Raw genomic sequence first — 15260 nt, forward strand, 5'->3', positions numbered from 1 at the left:
GAGGGCGAGGCCTACGTCGACGGCGACGCCGTCGTCGCGCTCACCGAGGCGGTCCGCGACCGTATCGTCGACGACCTGGCGGCGGTCACGCCCAAGTCGATGGGCGTCGACAAGGCCGACACCACCGAACTGGTCGACAGTGTCGACGTCGCGGACGACGAGGGCGGCTTCGAGATCGCGATCACGCCGGCCGACGGCGTCGCACTCGGCACCGATCTGAACGAGGACGCCGACGCCCTGGAGTACACCCACACCGAGCTCCCCGACATCGCCGACGAGGCCGACGCCTACTCGCTCATCCCCGGTCGCTTCTACCTCAACCTCGAGGGCCGCGAACCGCGCGGGAGCGTCCCCGAGGAGGAGTACGAGCAGGTGCGCTCGGAGCTGAAGGAGGAACTGGAGGCCATGGAGGGACCCGACGGCGAGCCCGTCGCCGACCGCGTCGTCACCAAGGAGGACGCCTTCCGCGGCGACCACGACGACATCGCGCCGGACCTGACTATCGTCCCGAACCACGGCTTCGACCTGAAGGCCGGCTTCAAGGGCCGCAAGAACCCCTTCGTCGAGTTCTCCGCCCGCAACGGCATGCACAGCTTCGACAACGCGACGCTGCTGATCGACGACGAGGAGGCCCGCGTCTCCGACGTGGATCTGTTCGACATCGCGCCGACCATCCTCGACCTGATGGACGTCGACTACGAGCGCGGCGAGTTCGACGGCACCTCGCTGGTGTAGGCGGCCGACCGCTCGCGTCTCGCGTTCGCGCGCTGCGCGCTCTCCGTTTCGCTCCACCCCAGAGCCGACAGCGACTGCTCCGCGCCACTCGTCGCGCTCGCAGTCCCCGTTCGATGGGCCCTTTATCAGTGACTCCCCGAAATCCCGACGCGATCTTGCGATTTTTACTTTCCGGGAACGCGCGCCTCTTTATATGCACACTCGCCCGCAAGCTGCACATGTGAGGTGACGACCATGGCAACCAACACGGCGAACCCACTGGCCGACGAGTTCGCGTTCGACATCGGCGGCCCGGTCGCGACGTACTGGGTCGCGCTGCTCCGCGTGATCACCGGGTGGTACTTCTTCCACGCCGGCGTGACGAAGATCATCGAGAGCGGGCTCAGCTACGGCGGCGCGACGGGCTACCTGCAGGGTATGACCGGCACGGCGCTGGGGCCGATCCCGGTGTGGATGGCCGAGAACCTGGCCTGGCTGGTCGAGCCCGGCGTTCCGCTGTTCGAGACGCTCATCGGCCTGGGGATCATGTTCGGCGCCCTGACGCGGCTGGCCGCGTTCGGCGGGGCCATCTTCATGACCCTGTTCTGGGTCGGCAACGGCGGCTTCGGGCACGGACTCGTGACGGGGGACTTCCAGACCCTGCTCATCTTCGTGACCCTCGCGGCGCTGGCCGCCGGCCGGTACTACGGCCTGGACGCCATCCTCGAGCAGACCAAGCTCGTCGAACGGCACCCGAAACTCAAATACCTGCTCGGCTGAGGCGGTGACCACCAATGAAAGACACCATCACGACCACGATCGACAGGGCGGCGATGGCGCTGGGCGGCGGCCTCATCCTGCTGGGGGTCGTCGGCCTGGGCATCGTCGAAGTGCTCGCGGGCCCGCCCTACGGCGCGGCCCCCACGACCAACGACGCCGGTGAAGTCGTCGCGACGCCGATGGTCGACGCCAACCTCAGGGTCCTCCTCGTCATCGCGGGCCTGGTCGTCCTGCTCGCCTGGCAGGGCTACCGCATGGCCGCGACGGCCGGCGGTGAGGACACCACCCAGCGCGTCGAGATGACCGCCGACTGACCGCGCAGTTCCTCCCGTTTCGTTTCGCTCCCCGCTTCGACACGCACCGACCAGCGGCCGCGCCGCGGCGTCGGACGCGCGTCTGACGGGTCGTTATGGTCTCTCACGGAGAAGGTCGCGTATGGCAAGCCTGACCCAAGTGTACGAGGGGCACCTGCGGACGGTGACGACCTCTCGTCGGTTCTACGCGGGGGCGGCGCTCTTCGGGGCGGGCGCGGCGATGGTCGTCGCGAGCATCGTCGTCTCGACGACGGATGTCGGGGCATCGCTCGGGTTCGACCGCATCGCGGCGCGGACGCTCGCCGGCACGCTGGCCGGCCTCGGCCTCCCGGCCACGTTCCTCGGGGTGTTCGCCGTCCTCCCGGCGGGGCGGACCACCCGCGCCGCCTCGGTCATCGGCGCCAGCGTCGCCGTCCTCGGCGTCGCGCTCTTCCGGGTCGCATACCCCGACCAGTGGTTCGGCGCCGGCGACCCGCTCGGGGCCGCGGCCGTCGTCGTCTACTTCTTCGGCGCGATGGTCACTCTGACCTGCCTGTTCGCCGGCCTCGCGACGTTCAAGACCCGCAACGACCCCGGCGGCACCGCTCGCATGGAGATCACCGAGGAGGGCAACCTCCGCCTCGTCGAGGACGCCGAGCCCGCCGGCGGCTTCGGCTCCGTCGGGCTGTTCGGCAAGGAGCCCCAGGGCGAGGTCCGAACGCAGACCAACCGCGACGAGCCGCCGAGTTCCGAGCCGACGAACCACGGCCGGGACGCCGAGATCCTGGCCGACGCCGCCGGTGGCCGGTCGAGTCCTCCCGATCCCTCCGGCGCCGCCGCGGACGGCGGCTCCGCGACGGTCGAGAACGGCGGCGGTGACGCCGGTCCGCAGAACGGCGAGTTCACCGACGCCGAGTTCGTCGAGGCCGCAAGCGAGCGCGGCCGTCCCGACGCCTACTGCGGCAACTGCGCCCACTTCGAGTACGTCAAGGTCGACGAGAAGATCACGCCCTACTGCGGGCTCCACGAGGAACTCATGGAGGACATGGACGCCTGCGACGAGTGGTCCGAGGCGAACTAGCGGCGTAGGGCCGGCACGCGGATCCCGCGACGAGTCGCCGATTCTCCGTCTCCCGTTCGTCCGACGACGACCCGGGAGCTACCCGGCCGCGACGACCGAGACGATGCCGACGGCGAGCGTCACGAGTCCGACCGCGACCGCGAGGACCGCGCCGCCCCGGTTGCCGAGGCGGTACGCCAGCGAGTGGTCGCGGTCGAGGTCCTCTCGGTCGAAGGCGTCGCCGAAGTCGAGGACGAAGACGAACGTCGCCCCTCGCGTCGGCCGCGCCGGACGGTCGACACCGCGAACCCGGACATTTTTCAACCGGTGGCCCGCTACGGCGGGTATGAAGTTCTGCGACGAATGCGGTTCGATGATGAAAACCGAGGGGGACGACTGGGTCTGTGGCAGTTGCGGCTACGAGGAGTCGCGTAACGAGGCCGAGGAGGCCAAGACCGCCGTCACGACACAGGGACAGGAAGAGACCGAGGTCATCGACACTTCCGACGTGAGCGCCGAGGACATGGGGCCGACGACCGAGGCCCGCTGCCCGGAGTGTGGCAACGACCAGGCGTTCTGGGAGATGAAACAGATCCGCGCGGCCGACGAGAGCGAGACGCGCTTTTTCACCTGCACCGAGTGCGAGCACAAGTGGCGCGAGGACGACCACTGAAGTAGTATCGGCCCCGAGTGGCCGACGTGCCGCGCGCTCCCGACGACGGCGATGTGCCCGCGCCGCCCGTTCCCGTCGACCGGCTCGACGGAGCCTGGGAGCGCGTCGAAGACGCGACGGAGACGCTGTTCGGCGTCGAGGGCGCCGACGTGCGCGGCCACACGGTCGTCTACGAGAACACCGCGCTCCGGGCGGCCGTCCGCGAGGCGACCGACGACGCAGTCGACCAGTCCCGGCGTTTCTTCTTCGCCACGAGGCTCGCCTTCCGCCCGCCGCTGGCCCCCGGTATCGGATCCGCGATGGTGCTCCCCTCGGTGAAAACCGAGGCGCTCCGGCGGTTCGCCGACGACCTGACCGAGCGCGGCGTCGACGCCGTCGAACGCGGTCGCCGCGAGCGGATCCGGACCGAGGACCGCTCGCGAATCACGCTGCGGCAGGTGACCGGCGAGGTGGCGCTCCCCGAGGGGGCCCCCGTCCCGGTCGAGGGGTGGGTCGGCGCCTGGGCCGACGGCGACATCCGCCTCGCCGGCGGCGCCTACCCCCGTTCGTCGCTGGCTGACCGGTTCCCGGACCTCGACGACCCGGCGCTCGACGGTTCGAGCGACGACTACCGCGAGGAGCTGTTCGACCTCGTGCGAGCAACGGGCTAACCGGTCCTCTCCCGGTCGAGAGACGAGCCGCCGGCTGACCGACGAGTCGAAACGGAAAACCGCCCCATCGAGGGGGTCGCTACACTCGGCGCGCGAAGGTGAGGTAGCCGGTGTGGCCGACGCCCGCCGTCGACGGCCGGGAGCCGCGGTCGTCGAAGTCCATCTCGCGCTGGATCGTCTCCAGCGTCTCGACCTCGGCGAGCCCGACCTCGTGAGCGGCGGCGACGGCGTCGCGCGTCCCCTCGACGAACGGCGAGTACACCGCGACGTAGCCGCCGTCGCGGAGCAGGTTGGGGGTCCGCTCGACCATCGTCGGCGCGTCCTCGGTGTCGAGCGTCACCACGTCGTACCGGTCCAGGTCGCCCAGTTGGTCGGTCACGTCGCCCGTGCGAACGTCCACGCGGTCGGCCACGCCGGCCAGTTCCATGTTCTCGCGCGCCACCTCGGCGAACTCGGGGTCGCGCTCGAAGGTCGTCACCGACGCGCCACAGCGGGCGAGGTACGCGGACAGCACGCCCGTCCCGGTGCCGGCGTCGAGGATCTCGTCCTCGCCCGAGACGCCGGTGTGGCCGACGATGAGACCGATGTCGCGGGGCATCATCGGCGCGCCGGTCCGCTCGAAGTGGTTGAACAGGTCCGGCCCGCGGAGCTTCCGCGCGGTGAACGGCTCGCCGATGTGACTCTCGACGATCTCGCCCGGTTCCACGTCCTCGGGCACCTCCAGCACGCCCAGGTCGCATTCGAGCGTCTCGCCCGGCGTCAGCAGGTACTCGCGGCTCTCGGCCTCGTGGACGAACAGCAGGCTCACTCTAACCGCTCGATGGCCGCCGCCAGGTCGCCGTTCGTCCCCTCCAGCGCCTCGCGCGCGTCGCCCTCGCTCGCGCCCGCTCGCGTCGCGACCAGCTCCACGTCCTCGTCGGGGATCTCGGCCGGACCGCCGTCGTCGTCGCTCTCCTCGATGACCGGGTCGTCGCTCCCGCTCGCGCCCTCACCGCGCTCGTGGGACTCGGGCTCGCCGACGATGGTGTAGGTCTGCTGGCCCTGGGCGTCCATCCGCTGGACGTCCGCGTCGGTGAAGACGAGCTCTTCGTCGGGCGTCCGGATGACGACTTCCTCGGCGTCGAGGTCGGTCATGTCGATGCCCATCTGCTTCATCATCTGCTGCATCTTGCGGTCGTTCATGCCGCCGCCTCCTGGGAACATACCCCCACGTCCGGCGCCCGGCGCAAAAAGCCTTAACAACCGCCCGTTTCCCGGAGTCGAGTGATCGGACCCGTCCCCTCCTCGCGTCAGTCTGCCCGACGGCTGCGTCGAAGCCCGACCACAGGTCCGCGAACGACCGCGCACTACCACGCTACGACCGCTCGTCGACGAACGCCAGGAACGCCTCGGCGGGCACGTCACAGCGGACGGCCGGCTTGAACCCGCCGAGGTGGGTCCCGCGGTCGGTCGCCGACGCCGGCGCCAGCGCGGCTGCGGCCGCCTCGCTCATGTAGTAGTTCGGCCCCCGTCGCCGGTCGCTCAGCCGTATCGCCCGGTCGAGGACGCCGCCGGGCGCCTCGCCGGGGACGATCACGACCGGTCGCGGTCGGTCGGTGAACGCCGGGTCGTGGTAGTACAGGTCGCCGTGGCGGGCGAAGCGCTTGGCGTGGGCGTTGTCGGGGTGCTCGGCCAGGGTGGCCTCCACATCCGCCCGGTCCGTCTCCGGGTCGAGCACCACCGGCGGCTCGGCGACCGTGAAGTAGCCGAACAGGTACCGGTGTTTGTACTCGCTGTCGGGGCCCGGGAAGCCGCCGTAGAACGCGACGACGTCGCCAGGGTCCAGTTCGCGTAGCTTCGCCACGTAGCCCGGCCGGTGTTCGCCGTAGGTGAGCGCCTCGAAATTGGGGTCGCGATGGACCGAACAGTCCCGGATCGCCGCCGGCTCGGTGACCCACTCGCCGTCGCTGCCCGGCCGGACCCCGTCGAGCAGGTCCGCGAGCGTCCCTTCCCCGTGACGACAGTCGAGCGAGCCGTACGTGGCCGTCTCGGCCGTCGCACCCTTCTCCGGGATTGGGACGTACTCGAAGCGGCCCTCGGCGTCGACGCCCGGAACCGGGCGGACGTTGCCGGTGTCGGCGCCGACTCCGCAGAGGACGACTGTCACGCGACTCGCTTGGCGCGCGCCGACCAAAACGTTCCCGTGTCGCCCGTCGTCAGCGGCGCCGCTCGCTTCGAGTGCTCGCCCTCCCCACACCGGTGACGCCCCCCACGAGTCGGCGGCGTGAGCCGGAGAATCGGAGCGCTGGCGGCCGTCCGGTCCACTCCGGGGAAACGGTGGGTGAGAAAGCCGTCGGCACCGGCCGACGGACTACGATGGGGGGAACGCGTGTGACAGCGTCCGTCGCGGTGCCGAGAGCCGACATGCGACTGCCGACCGACGGCCCCGAAGGGACCGGCTCCACAGCAGAAGGGCACGTCGACAGGGCGGTTGTCGGCACTCGAAGGTAGCGACCGGAGTGAAAAATCGCTACCGGAGGGTTCAATGCTCCCTTGAGTCACCCGTCGCTCGCGGCCGCGAGCCGCGCACCGACGGCGCGCGGACATCACTCCCGCAGCGCGTCCTCGCGTTCGGTCGCCTCTAAGGTCTCCTCCTCGACGCTCGTGGCGACGACGGCGGGTTTGTAGGCGCCGCCGTCGATGAGGTCGTGGTCCGACACGGAGGATTCGACGAACCGGGTAAAGGCGCGCCGTTCCGGCGGGAGTTCGCCGTAGAGAACCTCCTCCTCGACGAGGTCGTAGACGGGGATGCGCGGCGTGAGCAGGGTGTTCTCGCCGACGATAGAGTTCTCGCCGACGACGAACCCGGAGGTGACCCGACAGCCCGCGCCCAGCGAGACGCCGTCCTCGACGATGACCGGCGCGTCCTCGACCGGTTCGAGGACGCCGCCGATGAGCGTGTTCGCGCCCAGTTTGACGTTGTCGCCGATCTGCGCGCAGGAACCGACGGTGTCGCAGGAGTCGACGAGCGTGCCGTCGCCCACGTGGGCGCCGATGTTGACGAACGCCGGCGACATCAGGATGGCGTCGCTGCCGACGTAGGCGCCCCGGCGGATGACCGTGCCGTCGGGCGTGTTGCGCGTGCCGCGCTCGGCCAGGTCGGCGGTCTCCCGAAGCGGGAGCACGTCGTGATAGGCCACGTCGCCGTACTCTCGCGCTTCCGTCTCCCGGAGGCCGAAGTTGAGGAGGATACCCTGCTTGACCCACTCGTTGGCCTCCCACTCGTCGCCGGACTTCTCGGCGGCACAGACCTCGCCGGCTTCGAGCGCGGCGAGGAAGTCGTCGAGGGTCGCGAGGTGGTCGTCGGTCGCGTCGGCGGCGGTCAGCCCGTCCTGCTTTCTGGTCCAGAGGTCCTCGATGTCGGCTTGTAGACTCATTGGTCGGCCCTTTACGTGCCGGAATAATAGCGCTGTGGTCTCGGCCCGGGCGCGATCCTCACTCGGCGTCGATCACTTCGTCGAACTCGTGCCAACCGTCGCCGCGGTCGGCGAGCCAGACCGCGGCGTCGAGGGCGCCCGCCGCGAACACCCCGCGGTCCTCCGCGCGGTGGGAGAGGTTCAGCACCTCGTCGTTGCCGGCGAGGACGAGCTCGTGTTCGCCGCGGACATCGCCGGCGCGCCGCGCGAACACGCCGATCTCGTCGTCGTCGCGCGGGGCGTGCCCCTCACGACCGTAGACGGGTTCCACGTCGCGCTCCTCCTGGATCGTCTCGAGGATCGTGTTGGCGGTGCCCGAAGGGGCGTCGACCTTCTCGTTGTGATGGGTCTCCATCAGTTCCAGGTCGTAGCCGTCGAGCGCGCCGACGGCCTCCCGGACGGTGCGCAGCAGCACCTGGATGCCCCGCGAGAAGTTGGTGGCCTTGAGCAGTGGGATCTCGTCGCTGGCCGCTTCGAGCGCGTCGAAGCTGTCGCCGTCGAAGCCGGTGGTCCCGACGACCAGGGGGACTTCGGCCTCGACGCAGGCGTCGGCGACCGACAGGGCCGCCTCGGGGACGGAGAAGTCGACGACAGCGTCGACCTCGTACTCCGCCAGCGCATCGGCCGCTTCGCCACTGCCGACGACCGGGACGCCACCGATCTCGCCGGCGTCGGTCGCGTGGAAGCCGACGACGACCTCGACGCCGTCGCGCTCGGCGGCCGTCTCGATCACCGTTCGACCCATGCGTCCGGCGGCACCGTTGACCGCGATTGCCGTCGTCATCGCTCTATCTCGGCGTACTCGTCCTCGTAATCGAAGGTTTCGGATTCGAGGTCGTCGAGCACCGCCTGCAGGCCGTCGCGGTACTCTTCGGAGAGCCGCGTGAGCGGCGAGCGCATCCACGCCGAGCTGTATCCGCGGATCTGCATGGCCTCCTTGACGGGGATCGGGTTGGTCTCGACGAACAGTTCGCGGAACAGGGGGCCGAGGCGGTGGTGGATCTCCCGTGCGCGCTCGTAGTCACCGGCCAGCGCGGCGCCGACCATGGCACAGGTCCGCTCGGGTTCGACGTTGGCGGCCACGCTGATGGCGCCGCTCGCGCCGACCGAGAGCATCGGGAGCGTCATCCCGTCGTCGCCCGAGAGCACGTCGAGGTCGGTGTCGCGGGTCCGCTCGATTATCTCGCTGATCTGCCCCATATCGCCGCTTGCGGCCTTGTAGCCCTGGATATTCGGGTGGTCCGCGAGCTCCTCGACCGTCTCGGGTTCGATGTTCTGTCCGGTGCGCGAGGGGACGTTGTAGACGATCTGCGGCAGGTCGACCTCGTCGGCGATCCGCTCGTAGTGGTCGACGAAGCCGCGCTGTTCGGGCTTGTTGTAGTACGGCGAGATGAGGAGGAGGGCGTCGGCACCGGCGTCGGCGGCGCGCCGGGAGAGCGACAGCGCCTCGCGGGTGTTGTTCGAGCCGGAGCCGGCGATCACGGGCACGTCGTCGACGGCGTCGATGACCGCCTCGACGACCTCGATGTGTTCGTCGTGGGTGAGCGTCGCCGACTCGCCCGTGGAGCCGCAGGGGACGAGGCCGTCGACGCCCGCGCGTTCGAGTCGCTGGGCGTCGGTTCGGAGTGTCTCGAAGTCGATGCTGCCGTCGTCGTCGAACGGCGTACACATGGCGGGGTACACGCCGCGGAGCTGGAACGATGTCATTGGTCGGTGTTCGCGTGGGTGGGTGATAGGCTGCGTGGGTCGCGGGCGATGCGGACGGGAATGGCCCGCGACGAGTGCGCTACGCTCGCCGAGAGCCGCTCACGACCGTTTGCGTTTCGGAGAAGCGGCGGGGACACCCGGCTCGGCGGCGTCGACCGCGAGCGCTGGGTGAGTCATACCTGAGACAGGCGCGCGGAGCGACTTATCGGTTGCGGAGACGGTTCCGCCCTCGACGAGCGCGACCGGGGCGGTCCGGCTCAGCTCTCCATGAACGCCCGCAGCACGTCCAGTTCCTCGTCTTCGGTCACCCGGTCGGACTCCATGCAGGCGTGGACGACCTTGTGAGCGAGTTCGGGCGAGAGCGCGGGCGCTGCGTCGGCCTCGACTGCGTCGTCGACGTCGTCGGATCGGCCAGCGTCGCCGGATCCGTCGGCGTCGTCCGACTCGCCGACCCGAGACTCGACCGCGTCGAGCCGCGCAGCCAGATCCGTCAGCGCCCCTTCGAGCGCGGCGACTGCCTTCGGGTCGACCGACTCCCGACCGTCGTGCTGGCCTCCGTCGGTCGTCGGGTCGCCCGCGGCCACCTCGTCGTCCGCGTCGTCGGATTCGCCGCCGGCCGCCTCGTCGGATTCGCCGTCTGTCGCCTCGTCGAAGACCGACTCGGCGAACGCGCGGCGGTCGGTCCACTCGAAGCCCGGGATGGCGTTGAGGCGCCGGCTCACCGTCGCCCGGGTCACGTCCAAGTCCTCGGCCAGGTCGCCCTGGGAGGCGCCGGGGCGCTCGTACAGCGCCCGGAGCGTCCGCCGCTGTTTCTCGGACAGCTCGGCCGCCGTCGGCGTCTGGACGGCGGGTTCAGCGGCAGAATCGTCCGTCTCGGCCGACGGATCGTTCGGTTCGGTCGCTGACTCGTCCTGTTCGGTCTCGGGGTCCGTCTCCGGGGCAGAGGCGTTCGGGGCGTTCATGGATGTCTCGTCGTCCGGTTCGGGGTCGCGGCCGGGGTCGCCGTACTCGTCGAGGACGCGATCGACGAGGTCCGGCGACGCGCCACTGACTTCCTCGGCGATCGCCGTCATCGACGCGTCGGGGTTCGATTCGGCCACGTCGAGGATCCGCCGGTGGATCATCGCTCGCGGCTGGTCGGCTCCGCGGTCCGCTCGGCTCATTGGCAGATCCACAACCAGTGGACGAATATAGGCCTTCCGCTCCGAGCGATAACCGCGGGACTATACGGGTATTGCCACGCAGTTCGGCCGCAACTCACGCGCCAGCGCCCCCGCTCGGTCGCACGGTGTCGGTGAGGAGCGACGGTCGCTCGCGGTCGAAACGGCGCCGAGACGGCCGTCAGTCGTCGGCCTGGCCGTGACTGGCGGCGCCGGACTCGGATGCGGGCGCGGCGGGGTCGGGGAGCTCGGTGCGCACGTCGGCGCGCTCGCGCTCGGCGATGACCTCGGCGTAGGCGTCGGGCATCACCTTCGTGAAGTCGTCGAGCACGTCGTCCCAGTCGGCGAGCAGCTCCGCCGCTCGGTCGGAGTCGGTGTAGGCGGCGTGGTTCTCGACCAGCCGCGTGATCATCGCCCGGTCGAGTTCGTCCGGCGTCGGGTCGATCGAGACCATGCCCGTGTTGGCCTTCCGAGCGAACTCCCCGTCGGGGTCGTAGACGTAGGCGACGCCGCCGGACATGCCGGCCGCGAAGTTCTTGCCCGTCTCGCCCAGCACGACGATGGCGCCGCCGGTCATGTACTCGCAGCCGTGGTCGCCGACGCCCTCGACGACGCCTTTCACGCCGGAGTTGCGGACGGCGAACCGCTCGCCGGCGACGCCGTTGACGTAGGCCTCGCCCTGGGTCGCGCCGTACAGCGCGACGTTCCCGATGACGACGTTGTCGGCGGCCGCGTAGTTGGCGTTCTCGGGGGTTCTGACGACGAGTTTCCCGCCCGAGAGCCCCTTGCCGACGTAGTCGTTGGCGGTGCCGACGAGATCCATCGTGACTCCCCGCTGGAGGAAGGCGCCGAAGCTCTGGCCGGCGGTGCCTTCCAGCCGACACTCCACGGTGTCGTCGGGTAGCCCCTCGCCGCCGTACTCGCTGGAGATCTCGTTCGAGAGCGTCGCGCCGACGGCGCGGTTGGTGTTGTTCACGTCCGTCGAGATGGCGACGGGTTCGCCCGACTCGATGGCGGGCTCGGCCGCCTCGATGAGCTCCCAGTCGAGCGACTCGCTCACCTCGTGGGTCTGCTCGCGGGTCTTGTAGCGGTCGTCGTCACCGGCGGGCTCGGCGATGACGCCCTGGAGGTTCACCTTCTTGGCCTTCGGCTGGCTCACGTCGGTCCGCTGGGCGAGCACGCTCGGGCGCCCGACCATCTCGTCGACGGTCCGGAAGCCGAGTTCGGCCATGATCTCCCGGAACTCCTGGGCGACGAAGGTCATGTAGTTGATGACGTGCTGGGGTTCGCCCGGGAAGCGGTCGCGGAGCTTCTCGTTCTGGGTGGCGACGCCGACCGGACAGGTGTTCTCGTGGCACTGTCGGGCCATCACGCAGCCGGAGGTGACCATCGACGCGGTGCCGAAGGCGTACCCCTCGGCGCCCAGCAGGGTCGCGACGGCCACGTCGCGGCCGGTCTTCATCCCGCCGTCGCTCGTCACTTCGATGCGCGAGCGCAGTCCCGTCGCGCGGAGCATCTGGTTGGCCTCGGCGAGGCCGAGCTCCCACGGGAGGCCCGCGTTCTTGATGCTCGTCTTCGGCGAGGCACCGGTGCCGCCGTCGTGGCCGGAGATGTGGACCTTGTCGGCGTTGGCCTTGGCGACGCCGGCGGCGATGGTGCCGATGCCGTCCTCGGCGACGAGCTTGACGTTCACGTCGGCGTCGGGGTTGCTCGCCTTGAGGTCGTGGATGAGCTGTTTGAGGTCCTCGATGGAGTAGATGTCGTGCAGCGGCGGCGGCGAGATGAGCCCGACGCCGGGGGTCGCGTAGCGGATCTGGGCGATCATCTCGTTGACCTTCTTGCCGGGGAGGTGGCCGCCCTCGCCGGGCTTGGAGCCCTGGGCCATCTTGATCTGCAGTTCGTCGGCCGAGGCGAGGTAGTGGCTGGTGACGCCGAAGCGACCGGAAGCGACCTGCTTGGTCTTGCAGTTCTTCTCGGTGTCGAACCGTTCCGGAGGTTCGCCGCCCTCGCCGGTGTTGGCGTGGGCGCCCAGCCGGTTCATCGCGATGGCGTTGTTCTCGTGCATCTCCGGGGAGAGGCTCCCCAGGCTCATCGCCGCGGTCTCGAAGCGCTCGACGATCTCCGCGACCGGTTCGACCTCCTCGATCGGGACCGGGTCGCGGTCGGAGTCGAACTCCAGCAGGCCCCGAAGGGTCTGGAGCTGCTCGTTCTGGTCGTTGATCTCGGCGGCGAACTCCTTGTAGCGCTCGTAGTCGCCCGTGCGGACCGCCTGCTGGACCTTCCCGACGGTCGAGGGGTTCCACTGGTGGTGGATGCCGCCCGAGCGGTTCTCGAACTCGCCCTGCCGTTCGAGGTCGGGGTCGTCGCCCCAGGCGACCTCGTGGCGGTCGAGCAGGTCCTCCTCGATCTCCTCTAACCCGATGCCTTCCGTCCTGTTGGCGGTGCCCTCGAAGTACTCGGCGACGAAGTCCGAGGAGAGGCCCACGGCCTCGAAGATCTGGGCGCCCTGGTAGCTCTCGACGGTGGAGATGCCCATCTTGGCCATCGTCTTCAGGAGCCCGTCCTCCAGGGCGTTGACGTAGGCGTCGATGGCGATCGAGAGTTCCGCGCCGTCCGGGCCGGCGACGAGGTCCTCGATGGTCTGGTAGGCGAGGTACGGGTTGACCGCGCCCGCACCGTAACCGACGAGCGTCGCCATGTGGTGGACGGTTCGGGGATCGCCGGATTCGACGACGAGCCCGACGTGGTTGCGCAGGCCGTTGCGGACGAGGTGGTGGTGGACGCCGCCCACGGCCAGGAGGCTCGGGACGGCGACGCGGCCCTCGCCGGCCGCTCGGTCCGAGAGGACCAGCACGTCGTACTCGGTCGCGGCCTCGGTCGCCGCCTCGCGAGCGCCCTCGACGGCCTCGCGGAGGTCGGTCTCGTCGGGGTCGTAGGTGATGTCGACCACCTTCGAGGACATGCCGTTCTCGTCGAGCTCGCGGATCGCTTCGGTCTGCTGGTCGGTGAGGACCGGCGAGTCGAGGACGAGCTGGCGGGCGTGCGCGGACGATTCGTCCAGCAGGTTGCGCTGGTGGCCCAGCCGGGATTCGAGGGACGTGACGAGTTCCTCGCGGATGTAGTCCAGCGGCGGGTTGGTGACCTGCGCGAACAGCTGCTTGAAGTAGGTGAACAGGGGGCGGTTGAACTGCGACAGCACCGAGAGGGGGGTGTCGTCGCCCATCGAGCCGACGGGGTCCTTGCCCTTCTCTGCCATCGGTTCGAGGAGGTGGTCGACCTCGTCGTAGGTGTAGCCGTACTGGGCCTGGTAGGCCCGGAGCTGGTCGATCTCCCGCTGGGGGAGGTTGTCGGGCGCGTCGACCACGTCGTCGAGGCCGACCTGCTCGTCGGCGACCCACTCGCCGTACCGCTCGTCGGTGAGGTCGTCGAAGACCTCCTCGTCGGGGATGACCCGGCCCTCCTCGGGGTCGGCGAGGAACAGCTGGCCGGGCTGGAGCCGGCCGCGCTCCTCGATGTCGGCGGGGTCGGTGTCCAGGGCGCCCGCCTCGCTCGCCATGACCAGCGTGTTGTCGGTGGTCACGTCGTAGCGACAGGGCCGCAGCCCGTTGCGGTCGAGGACGGCGCCAACGCGCTCGCCGTCGGTGGCGGCCACCAGGGCGGGGCCGTCCCAGGGCTCGACCACGGAGGCGTGGTAGTCGTACCAGTCGCGGCGGGCGCCGCTCACGTCGTTGGCCTCGCCGCGCCACGCCTCGGGGATGAGCATCCGCAGGGCGTGGGGCAGGTCGCGACCTTCGAGCATGAGGAGTTCGAGCGCGTTGTCGACGCTCGCGGTGTCCGACTGCTCGGGGTCGTCGATGATCGGCTTCAGTTTGTCCACGTCGTCGAAGGCGTCCGAATCGAGGTCCGTCTCCCGCGCGCGCATCCAGTTGATGTTGCCCTGGATGGTGTTGAATTCGCCGTTGTGGATGATGCCGCGGTAGGGGTGAGCGAGGTGCCACGCGCCGAGCGTGTTCGTCGAGAAGCGGGCGTGGACCATCGCGAAGGTGGTGTCGACGCGCTCGTCGGTCAGGTCCGGGTAGTAGTCGGCGACCTGTTCGCCCTTCAGCAGGCCCTTGTAGACGACCCTGTCGGTGGCCAGCGAGACGACGTAGAAGCGTTCGTGGCCGGCCGGCTCGGCCTCCTCGACGTGCGTTTCGAGCGCGCGGCGGGCGGTGTACAGTCGCCGGTCGAAGTCGTCGCCCGTCAGCCCGTCGGCGGACTCGACGAACACCTGCGCCATCTCGGGTTCCGAGTCGAGCGCCGTCCGTCCCAGGTCGGCGTTGTCCGTCGGGACGGTTCGCCAGGCGACCACGTCCAGGCCCTCCGCGGCGAACCGGTCCTCGACGACGCCCTTCAGCTCCGCCCGGGCCTCGTCGTCGTCCTTCGGGAGGAACAGCGAGCCGACGGCGTACTCGCCGGGTGTCAGGTCGGCGTCGACTTCCTCGGCGAAGAAGTCGTGGGGCGTCTGGATCATGACGCCGGCGCCGTCACCGGTCGACTCCTCGGCGCCCGTGGTACCGCGGTGTTCGAGGTTTTCGAGCAGTTCCAATCCGTCCGCGAGGACCCAGTGCCCACCGTCGCCGTCGAGGTCCATCACGACCCCCACGCCGCAGTTGGACCGCGCGTCGGCCGGATCCGCCAGCCGGTGGTCCCCGTCGTCGCGAGAGAACGAACTCATGTGTCCAGAAGCTATCCGGTACCCCGGTAAAACGCTTTGCCTGATAGACTA

Annotated in this window: 14 protein-coding genes and 1 pseudogene; 6 read left to right on the plus strand and 9 right to left on the minus strand. The window is 69.8% G+C overall.

Annotation, left to right across the window (positions count from 1 at the left end):
• Positions 1-249 precede the first annotated feature (249 nt).
• From HZS55_RS11240 to HZS55_RS11255, 4 genes and pseudogenes are all read left to right on the plus strand, one after another.
• Positions 250-735, plus strand: a pseudogene (locus tag HZS55_RS11240) (alkaline phosphatase family protein); the annotation flags it as partial.
• A 234-nt stretch (positions 736-969) separates the two neighbouring features.
• Complete coding sequence (locus tag HZS55_RS11245; RefSeq protein WP_179907734.1) at positions 970-1494, plus strand: DoxX family protein; 525 nt, start codon at positions 970-972, stop codon at positions 1492-1494.
• Positions 1495-1508: 14 nt separating this feature from the next.
• Positions 1509-1808: a hypothetical protein gene (locus HZS55_RS11250; RefSeq protein ID WP_179907736.1), complete on the plus strand. Its 300-nt coding sequence runs from the start codon at positions 1509-1511 to the stop codon at positions 1806-1808.
• Positions 1809-1929: 121 nt separating this feature from the next.
• Positions 1930-2868 (plus strand): DUF7139 domain-containing protein, encoded by a 939-nt coding sequence (locus tag HZS55_RS11255; protein ID WP_179907738.1) that lies wholly within the window; start codon positions 1930-1932, stop codon positions 2866-2868.
• Positions 2869-2946: 78 nt separating this feature from the next.
• On the opposite strand, the gene HZS55_RS11260 is transcribed toward HZS55_RS11255, so the two are convergent.
• Positions 2947-3171 (minus strand): hypothetical protein, encoded by a 225-nt coding sequence (locus HZS55_RS11260; protein WP_179907739.1) that lies wholly within the window; start codon positions 3169-3171, stop codon positions 2947-2949.
• Between the two features lie 22 nt (positions 3172-3193).
• Between HZS55_RS11260 and HZS55_RS11265 the strand changes: the two genes are divergently transcribed.
• Together HZS55_RS11265 and HZS55_RS11270 are read left to right on the plus strand one after the other, a co-directional pair.
• On the plus strand, positions 3194-3520 hold the full coding sequence (locus HZS55_RS11265) for a transcription factor S (protein ID WP_179907741.1): 327 nt from the start codon (positions 3194-3196) through the stop codon (positions 3518-3520).
• A 26-nt stretch (positions 3521-3546) separates the two neighbouring features.
• On the plus strand, positions 3547-4170 hold the full coding sequence (locus tag HZS55_RS11270; protein WP_246308240.1) for a hypothetical protein: 624 nt from the start codon (positions 3547-3549) through the stop codon (positions 4168-4170).
• Between the two features lie 79 nt (positions 4171-4249).
• On the opposite strand, the gene HZS55_RS11275 is transcribed toward HZS55_RS11270, so the two are convergent.
• The 8 genes from HZS55_RS11275 to gltB all read right to left on the minus strand — a co-directional run bounded on the left by HZS55_RS11275 (position 4250) and on the right by gltB (position 15209).
• Complete coding sequence (locus tag HZS55_RS11275) at positions 4250-4978, minus strand: methyltransferase domain-containing protein (RefSeq protein WP_179907743.1); 729 nt, start codon at positions 4976-4978, stop codon at positions 4250-4252.
• A complete protein-coding gene (locus HZS55_RS11280; RefSeq protein ID WP_179907745.1) occupies positions 4975-5373 on the minus strand; it encodes a nascent polypeptide-associated complex protein in 399 nt (132 codons plus the stop codon). The genes HZS55_RS11275 and HZS55_RS11280 overlap by 4 nt, the downstream gene beginning before the upstream one ends.
• Positions 5374-5524: 151 nt before the next feature.
• Positions 5525-6316 carry an Nmad3 family putative nucleotide modification protein gene (locus HZS55_RS11285; RefSeq protein WP_179907747.1) on the minus strand — a complete coding sequence of 264 codons (792 nt, stop codon included), beginning with the start codon at positions 6314-6316 and terminating at the stop codon, positions 5525-5527.
• Positions 6317-6755: 439 nt separating this feature from the next.
• The gene (locus HZS55_RS11290) at positions 6756-7586 is read right to left on the minus strand and encodes a 2,3,4,5-tetrahydropyridine-2,6-dicarboxylate N-succinyltransferase (protein WP_179907749.1); all 831 of its coding nucleotides are present in this window, start codon (positions 7584-7586) and stop codon (positions 6756-6758) included.
• A gap of 58 nt (positions 7587-7644) precedes the next feature.
• Positions 7645-8409, minus strand: a complete 765-nt coding sequence (dapB, locus tag HZS55_RS11295) for a 4-hydroxy-tetrahydrodipicolinate reductase (RefSeq protein ID WP_179907751.1) — start codon at positions 8407-8409, stop codon at positions 7645-7647.
• Positions 8406-9332: a 4-hydroxy-tetrahydrodipicolinate synthase gene (gene dapA, locus HZS55_RS11300; RefSeq protein WP_179907753.1), complete on the minus strand. Its 927-nt coding sequence runs from the start codon at positions 9330-9332 to the stop codon at positions 8406-8408. Before dapA ends, dapB begins: the two co-directional genes overlap by 4 nt.
• Before the next feature lie 257 nt (positions 9333-9589).
• Positions 9590-10495 carry a winged helix-turn-helix domain-containing protein gene (locus tag HZS55_RS11305; RefSeq protein WP_179907755.1) on the minus strand — a complete coding sequence of 302 codons (906 nt, stop codon included), beginning with the start codon at positions 10493-10495 and terminating at the stop codon, positions 9590-9592.
• 178 nt (positions 10496-10673) lie between these two features.
• On the minus strand, positions 10674-15209 hold the full coding sequence (gltB, locus tag HZS55_RS11310; protein WP_179907757.1) for a glutamate synthase large subunit: 4536 nt from the start codon (positions 15207-15209) through the stop codon (positions 10674-10676).
• Between the last annotated feature and the right edge of the window lie 51 nt (positions 15210-15260).

Source organism: Halosimplex rubrum (assembly GCF_013415885.1).
GTDB lineage: Archaea > Halobacteriota > Halobacteria > Halobacteriales > Haloarculaceae > Halosimplex > Halosimplex rubrum.

Bases quoted from the DNA above. Each gene is read 5' to 3' on its own strand.
- HZS55_RS11265 (WP_179907741.1), top strand. From the start codon at position 3,194: ATGAAGTTCTGCGACGAATGCGGTTCGATGATGAAAACCGAGGGGGAC.
- HZS55_RS11290 (WP_179907749.1), bottom strand. From the start codon at position 7,586: ATGAGTCTACAAGCCGACATCGAGGACCTCTGGACCAGAAAGCAGGAC.
- HZS55_RS11280 (WP_179907745.1), bottom strand. From the start codon at position 5,373: ATGTTCCCAGGAGGCGGCGGCATGAACGACCGCAAGATGCAGCAGATG.
- gltB (WP_179907757.1), bottom strand. From the start codon at position 15,209: ATGAGTTCGTTCTCTCGCGACGACGGGGACCACCGGCTGGCGGATCCG.
- dapB (WP_179907751.1), bottom strand. From the start codon at position 8,409: ATGACGACGGCAATCGCGGTCAACGGTGCCGCCGGACGCATGGGTCGA.
- HZS55_RS11305 (WP_179907755.1), bottom strand. From the start codon at position 10,495: ATGAGCCGAGCGGACCGCGGAGCCGACCAGCCGCGAGCGATGATCCAC.
- HZS55_RS11255 (WP_179907738.1), top strand. From the start codon at position 1,930: ATGGCAAGCCTGACCCAAGTGTACGAGGGGCACCTGCGGACGGTGACG.
- dapA (WP_179907753.1), bottom strand. From the start codon at position 9,332: ATGACATCGTTCCAGCTCCGCGGCGTGTACCCCGCCATGTGTACGCCG.
- HZS55_RS11250 (WP_179907736.1), top strand. From the start codon at position 1,509: ATGAAAGACACCATCACGACCACGATCGACAGGGCGGCGATGGCGCTG.
- HZS55_RS11245 (WP_179907734.1), top strand. From the start codon at position 970: ATGGCAACCAACACGGCGAACCCACTGGCCGACGAGTTCGCGTTCGAC.